Annotated in this window: 5 protein-coding genes and 1 pseudogene; 1 reads left to right on the plus strand and 5 read right to left on the minus strand. The window is 58.6% G+C overall.

What is annotated here, in order from left to right:
- Positions 1-577: NAD(P)-dependent oxidoreductase (locus ACQUQO_RS17695; RefSeq protein WP_435079896.1), on the plus strand; the 577-nt coding region annotated here is incomplete at its 5' end.
- Between the two features lie 80 nt (positions 578-657).
- Here the strand turns inward: ACQUQO_RS17695 and ACQUQO_RS17700 are convergent.
- The 5 genes and pseudogenes from ACQUQO_RS17700 to ACQUQO_RS17720 form a co-directional block, all read right to left on the minus strand.
- On the minus strand, positions 658-1,353 hold the full coding sequence (locus tag ACQUQO_RS17700; protein ID WP_435079898.1) for a DUF4396 domain-containing protein: 696 nt from the start codon (positions 1,351-1,353) through the stop codon (positions 658-660).
- Positions 1,346-3,295, minus strand: a pseudogene (locus ACQUQO_RS17705) (glycoside hydrolase family 15 protein). The gene ACQUQO_RS17700 and the pseudogene ACQUQO_RS17705 overlap by 8 nt, the downstream one beginning before the upstream one ends.
- On the minus strand, positions 3,292-3,516 hold the full coding sequence (locus tag ACQUQO_RS17710) for a DUF7123 family protein (RefSeq protein WP_435079900.1): 225 nt from the start codon (positions 3,514-3,516) through the stop codon (positions 3,292-3,294). Before ACQUQO_RS17710 ends, ACQUQO_RS17705 begins: the two are co-directional and overlap by 4 nt.
- A gap of 21 nt (positions 3,517-3,537) precedes the next feature.
- Positions 3,538-6,165, minus strand: a complete 2,628-nt coding sequence (locus ACQUQO_RS17715) for a heavy metal translocating P-type ATPase (protein ID WP_435079902.1) — start codon at positions 6,163-6,165, stop codon at positions 3,538-3,540.
- Positions 6,166-6,270: 105 nt separating this feature from the next.
- Positions 6,271-6,867 carry an AsnC family transcriptional regulator gene (locus ACQUQO_RS17720; RefSeq protein ID WP_435079903.1) on the minus strand — a complete coding sequence of 199 codons (597 nt, stop codon included), beginning with the start codon at positions 6,865-6,867 and terminating at the stop codon, positions 6,271-6,273.
- Between the last annotated feature and the right edge of the window lie 201 nt (positions 6,868-7,068).

Genomic DNA, 7,068 nt, shown 5'->3' on the forward strand with positions numbered 1-7,068 from the left:
CATATCGGCCATCCTCGGCTTCGTCCTTACCGATGTGACGGTCTATCCCGCCGCCGTACCCCTATTCAACACAGCAGAAGGCACGGGTGCAGTTGTCTGTGTACTCGGACGAACGCCGAACAATCCCCGAGACGTGGTTTCCCGTGGAACGGAAAACATCATCGGCGCGATGATCCATCATAGCGTCGAGCGTTTGATCGTGCTAACCTCGATGGGAATCGGCGCAAGTGCGCAACAGGTACCGTGGTACGTCCGCCTCGCAAACGCGACGGTTTTGAGCGACCTGATGTCGGATAAGGCCCGCCAGGAGGAACTGGTCATGAGCAGCGGGCTTGACTGGACGATCGTTCGCCCCGGTGGACTCACGGACGGTCCTCGAACCGGCGAATACGTACACGGCTACGATATAGACGCGACCGCTGGACCGATCTCACGTGCGAACGTCGCGGAGTTCCTGTTGTGGGTTCTGCGTGAGGACGCCTACCGCCGAGAGCTGCCAGTTCTTACCACCCGAGAGGGCGTCACCATCGATTTCCTCCATGAACAGGCCGCTGGGATCGCCAACCGGCTCTGTTGATGATATTCGCCCCTAGTTACGAGTGAGTTCCAGGGAGCTGCCTCTCGATACGACTCTCGAACTGTTCCTGGAGTAGTGAGTCACGCCATCCCGTGTTTCCAGTCGATCTTCACGAGCACTGCGTTCATCGGGTACGTGAAGATCATGCCGACTAACAGACCTAACATTGCGAATCCCCAGAACGCGGCGGTGGTGGGGTCGGGAGCGTGACCCACCACGCTCGGGGTGATGAATCGCATCACCGACCCCATCCCGAGCATGACCGTGATCATCGAAAAGAACTCCGCACGACCGCCTTTCCAAAGGGCTTCGGTTAGGTCGTTGCCTATGTTTTTGAGCGCGGGCGTCTGGAAAAGCACCCAGCCGAAGGCGAAGCCCACAGCGTACTCCACCCAGAACTCCGTCCAGAAGGAAACGTCGAGCAGGCGCAGCGCTACCATCGCCGTGATGATTCCCAAGCCATCACCGCCCACACAGTGGATGACTGACCCGGTGACTTTCTTGGCTGAACTCGTCACATAGTCGTTGTGGGCTTCCTCGGCGGCTTCACCTTCCTTTTCGGCGATGTTCGGTGGGCGACAGGTCCACCAGTAGAGGGCGAGACCGATCACCGAAAAGAAAAACACGATGATGGGCCACGCGGCCTTGAGCGCCTGATTCACGTACGTGTTGACCGAGAGTGTATCGTAAAGCACCCACGCTGCGCCTAACAGACCGACCGCGTACCACGCGATCACGAACACCGGATTGGCCAAGAATCGAAGAAATTCAAACATCAGTTGCCCCACGTGAACGGTTCGATTGGCTGGTATCGTTTGAGTCACTCAGCCGGAGAATGCTGTTGATCAGACCGATCTGGCTGAACGCCTGTGGGAAATTTCCGAGCTGTGCTCCGCTCTCCGGGTCGATTTCTTCCGCAAGAAGTCCGATCGGGCTGATAGACTCACAAATGCCCCGGAAGACGGTCTCCGCCTCTTCGATTCGATTCGAGGCGACGAGTGCCTCGACCAACCAGAATGAACAGACCGCGAACGCCCCCTCATCTCCGGGAAGCCCGTCGTCCCCTTCGTATCGATAGACGAGACCATTGTCGGTCGCCAGCCGCTCACGTATCGCGTCGATTGTTCCCTGGACCCGAGGATCATCAGGCGGAAGAAACCCCAGAACGGGAATTTGTAGCGTCGCTGCATCGAGGGCGGTCTCGGTTCCGAACGAGCGGACGAAGCTGTTTGCTGTCTCGCTATAGCCCCGCTCGATGACGGTCGCCTTGATGTTCCGTCGCGTTTCAATCCAGCGGCCGACAGGAGCTTCAAATCCGCACTCGTTAGCGATTTCGATCCCTCGATCCAGTGCTACCCAACACATGACCTTTGAACGGACCAACTGCTGGGGGTCACCCCGCAATTCCCAGATTCCCACGTCCGGTTCCTGCCATGCCTCACAGACGTAGTTGATGATGTCTCTCATTACGTCCCAGTCTTCCTCAGAGAGCGTTTCTCCGTAGCGAGTCGTCGCGTAGATGCCTTGAATCAACTCGCCGTACACATCGAGTTGCTACTGATCGACCGCCGCATTACCGATTCTGACGGGCGAAGAGTTCCGGTAGCCCGAGAGATGGTCGAGGGTGTGTTCTTCGAGGTCGTCGTGACCGTGCAGCCCATACAGCGGTTGGATATCCGTGGGGTGACCCTGCGAACAGTGGCTCAGACACAGATCGAAATACTGGGTGACCTCTTCGAGATGACCCAACTCGGCGAACGCTTGTACGGTGAGAGTGGAATCACGGATCCAGTTGAACCGATAGTCCCAGTTGCGAACACCCCCGATGTCTTCGGGGAGCGAGGTCGTCGGTGCAGCACAGATGGCTCCCGTCTCGTGGTGAGTCAGCAACTTGAGAGCGAGTGCCGAACGAACCGCAAGATCGTGCCACGAACCATCGATCGAACAGATTTCGGACTCCGGACACTGGTGAGCCCAGTCTCGCCAGTAGTCGATGACATCGGCAAGTGTCTGCTGATGGGCAGAGGGTTTTATTGGCAATTCCTGCTCGTATCCGAGTACGAGCCAACACGTCTCGCCCTCCGACAGTGCTACTGAGGCGTGGGCAGCTTGATCCGATATCGAAAACGAAATTGAACCCGAGAGAAAGATTTCCTTCTCTTCACTGGTTGCAACGACGCCGTGGCGTGCCCGTTCAACGGTGGGTTTCGTTCGCGCGTAGTCGAATCGTGGCTCGAACTCGACAGTCATATCGACGTGACCGTCCTCACAGGTGAGTTTACGGAAGATCGTCTCCTGCGGAATCCGATCGGCTTCGGCTATCTCCGGGACGGGCATGAAATCGGTAACTGACGCCCGTCCCGAGGCTGTCTCGAACCCTATCTCCAAGACGTTCGTTCGGTCGAGATACTCGTGGTCCGCCTCGAAGGGGCTGGCAGGTTGAACAGTGAAGTGGCCACCATCCTCAGCATCTAAGAGCCGAGCGAAGAGACTCGATGATTCGACGTGGGGGAGACAACACCAGTCGATTGCCCCACCGCAATCGATGAGGACGACAGTTCCCAAATTCCCGATGATTCCGTGCTCCTCGATAGGTGGATACTCTATTTGTTGAAAAGCCATTGTATTGTCGGATGGGTTACTATTCGCTGGAAACTGCCGCCTTTCCGCTATTGGAGGAGTGCTGGTTCGGTACGTGTGTGGTGATTTCCTCCTCATTCAGTTTCCTTTTGGACTAGCCACGTGATACTCTTCGAGCGGCCCCACTGTTCGAGCGTAATTCCGGCCAGTTCGGTTTGGAGTCGGTGTAGGTGTTGGGCTACCGCTTTCGGCGTTTCACCAATGTCGTCCGCGATCTCACGGGCCTTGAGATAGGTTGGCTCACTGTCCGCTTGTTGTTCCACGTATGTCCGTACCACTTGACGTGTGAGATCGGTCATAGAGAGGAGGTCTCCGCTTTGTTAGCGGAGGAATCCGAGCAGCTTGTAATCGTGGTCGGGAGTGTACCGACGGAACAGCAGGCTGTTCGACAGCACCGACACCGACGAGAACGCCATCGCCGCTGCGGCCAGCACCGGCTGGAGCAGGCCCAGCGAGGCCAACGGGATCATCGCGGTATTGTACCCGAGTGCCCAGAAGAGGTTCTGCTTGATCTTCTGGAGCGTGCCGTCACTGATGCGGATGGCCTTGACCACGTCGAGCGGGTCGTCGCGCATCAGCGTGACGTCGGCGGCCTCGATGGCCACATCAGTCCCGGAGCCAATTGCGGTGCCGACGTAGGCGGTTGCGAGCGCGGGCGCGTCGTTCACGCCGTCGCCGACCATCATCGCTTTCTTCCCTTCGGACTGGATATCGTCGAGCGCATCGGACTTGTCCTCGGGGAGGACTTCCGCGCGGACATTCTCGGGGTCGATGCCGACCTCTTCGGCAACCGCTTCGGCCGTCCGCTCGTTGTCGCCGGTGATCATGTGGACCGCGAGATCCCGTTCGTGCAGCGCCGCAACGGCTTCTTTCGCGCTCTCTTTGACCGTGTCGGCATCGGCGACGAGACCTAGGAGGGTATCGCCACGCGCGACCAACATCGCGGTCTTGCCCTCGCCTTCGAGTCGTTCGAGTTCGTCCTCGGCGGCCGAGACGTCAATTCCGTTGTCACGCATGAGCTTGCGGTTGCCGACGAGTATCTCCTCGCTGTCGACCGTCGCGTGAACGCCGTGACCGGGCACGTTCTCGAAGTCATCGGGGTCGGCGAGGTCGATGCCACGTTCTTCAGCACCGTCGACGATTGCCTGTGCGAGCGGGTGTTCGCTGCCGGCTTCGGCGCTCGCCGCGGCATGGAGCACCGTCTCCTCGTCGATTGTCTCAGCGGCGGATTCCGCGTCGCCGCTGACCGCTTGTGTACCGCCATCGGTTGCCGTCTCAGCGTCGCCACCATCAGTAGCGGTGCGAACGCCATCGAGCGGAACAACGTCGGTCAGTTCCATTTCCCCCTCGGTGAGCGTCCCGGTCTTGTCGAAGACCACGGTATCGACGTCCTTGGCGCGTTCGAGGATGTCGCCACCCTTGAACAGGACGCCGGTCTGAGCACCGATGGATGTCCCGACCATTGTCGCCGCGGGTGTTGCGAGTCCGAGCGCGCACGGACACGCGATCAGGACTGCCGAGGCGAACACCACGACCGCGAACTCGAAGACTGAGACCGTACCGCCAGCAACCGCTGGTCCGCCAGCGACCAGCCCCCACAACGGGAGCCAGTTGACGAATCCCGCGAGCGCCGCGGGGAACAGATACCAGACGATGCCCCACAGTAGCGCGTTCGCAATCACGATGGGCACGAAATACGACGAGATCCGGTCGGCAAGATTCTGAATGTCGGGCTGGCGCGACTGGGCTTCCTTGACAGTCTGAACGATCTGCTGGAGCGCGGTGTCCGAGCCGACCTTGGTGGCTTCGACGACGAGGACACCGTTTTCGTTGATAGTTGAGCCGACAACCTCGTCCCCCTCTTCTTTCTCGACGGGGACGGATTCGCCGGTAACCATCGATTCATCGACTGCCGACTGACCGTCGACGACAGTACCGTCGGTTGGGATTTGTTCACCCGGACGGACCTTCATCCGGTCGCCGACGTCAACCTCACCGAGGGGGATCTCCTCTTCATTGCCCTCGTCGTCAACGACGGTCGCGGTGTCGGCCTCCATCTCCAGCAGCTGCTGGAGCGCTTCGCCGGCTTGGCCCTTCGAGCGGGCTTCGAGGTAGTTGCCGAGCGTGATGAACACGAGGATGAGCGCGGCTGTATCGAAGTACAGCCCGCCCGCGAGCAGGCCCAGCAGGACGACGACCGAATAGATGTAGGCCGTCGACGAGCCGAGTGCGATCAGCACGTCCATATTGGCCGTCCGGTTTTTCACCAGCGCCTTGTACGAGTTCTTGTAGAACGGCCACCCAAGGACAGCCTGTACAGGTGTTGCGAGCGCGAACTCAACCCAGCCGAACTCCACGCCGAAAATCGTCTCGGGGAGCGCCCCGCCACCCAAGATGAACTTCTCGACGAGAAACGCAAGCAGCGGGAGCGAGAGCGCCGCGCCGAACAGCGTCAGCCGGAGCTGGTGGCGGATCTCTTCGTTCCGTGCGGCGTCACGCTGGTCCTGCTCGGAGTCTCCACTCCCGTCGTCGCGCACGGGCGAATAGCCAGCGCTCTCAATCGCATCATAGAGCTGCTCGCGGTCGGTTTCGGCCGGATTGTACTCGATGTTCGCCTCGTCGGTCGCGTAGTTGACTTCCGCCGAGATCACGCCAGGGACGTCTTCGAGTGCCGTCTCGTTGGTCTCAGCGCAGTTCGAACACGTCATATCGGTGATGCCGATGGAGGCTGACGTACTCATTGCGCTGTATCCAGCGTCGTCGATCGCTGTGTAGATTGCCCCGAGTGACGTTTCTTCCGGGTCGTATTCGACGGTCCCCTCGTCAGTGGCGAAGTTGATGTTCGCCTCGCTCACCCCGTTGAGGTCGTTAAGGGCCTGAGTAATTGTTTGCGAACAGTTCGCACAACTCATGCCCTGGATGTCGAGTTGTGTTTTTCGATGACTCATCACCAGTAACTACGTGATGCCCGTTTAATGCGGTTGTTCTTATGATACTCAAGGCTCAGGCCTGCACAAATTTATGGTTCGAAGGTGGTTGCGATGAGAATCAATCTACCCTGTTGCTTCCTCTTCCATCCGCTCGTACTGCTCTTCGAAGCGCGCCTCGCAGGAGGGACAGCAGAATTGATAGAGTTCGTCACCGATACGAGCAGCGGTACCCTCACGGGTGACGGTGTTGCCGCACTCGGCACACGTCAGCGCGAACTTCGTTTCCCCGAGAGTGGGTGTCCATTTGATGCCTGTCAAGAGCTGTACATCGTAGTTCTCGATGCTCCGTACGTCGAGTATCTCTGCAAGCCACGTTGGGACATCACCATCGACGACGAGTGCATAACAGAGAAGATCGTGTTCTGCGGTCGTGAATACGTACTCGACCGCTTCGGCTTCGAGAAGCGTTTTTCGGACGGATTCGAATTTCTCTGGTCTGACCGTGAAATTCACGAGGATAGGAACACCCTCGTGGAGTTGTGTCCGATCCACATCGACGGTAAAGCGCTGGATGACGCCGATCTCCTGAAGCCGCTTGACGCGATCCGAGACAGCCGGTGGCGACAGACCAACCACCTCGGCGATTTCGCTCCACGGACGACGTGAATCGCTCAGTAACAGTTCGAGGATTTCGAGGTCCGTTTCGTCGAGATCGCGCATACTATTATTGACGGCCTCAATCACTAAATGCCCTTCTGAGCATCGGCTTTGGAACCAACAGTTTCCGCGCCATCAAATGCCCATCATCGAAGCAGAAATCGAGATAAATCGGGCAGGCATAGAATCGCTAGTTGTCCACTCTATCGATCACGGTACGAGCAGATACGTTGAAAGAGACCAGACGTGAGGCGGGATCAGAGT

It is taken from the genome of Halococcus sp. AFM35, from assembly GCF_051195015.1.
GTDB lineage: Archaea > Halobacteriota > Halobacteria > Halobacteriales > Halococcaceae > Halococcus.

What these genes read in the sequence shown, in the direction of transcription:
- ACQUQO_RS17700 (WP_435079898.1), bottom strand. Translation starts at nt 1,353, where the DNA reads ATGTTTGAATTTCTTCGATTCTTGGCCAATCCGGTGTTCGTGATCGCG.
- ACQUQO_RS17710 (WP_435079900.1), bottom strand. Translation starts at nt 3,516, where the DNA reads ATGACCGATCTCACACGTCAAGTGGTACGGACATACGTGGAACAACAA.
- ACQUQO_RS17715 (WP_435079902.1), bottom strand. Translation starts at nt 6,165, where the DNA reads ATGAGTCATCGAAAAACACAACTCGACATCCAGGGCATGAGTTGTGCG.
- ACQUQO_RS17720 (WP_435079903.1), bottom strand. Translation starts at nt 6,867, where the DNA reads ATGCGCGATCTCGACGAAACGGACCTCGAAATCCTCGAACTGTTACTG.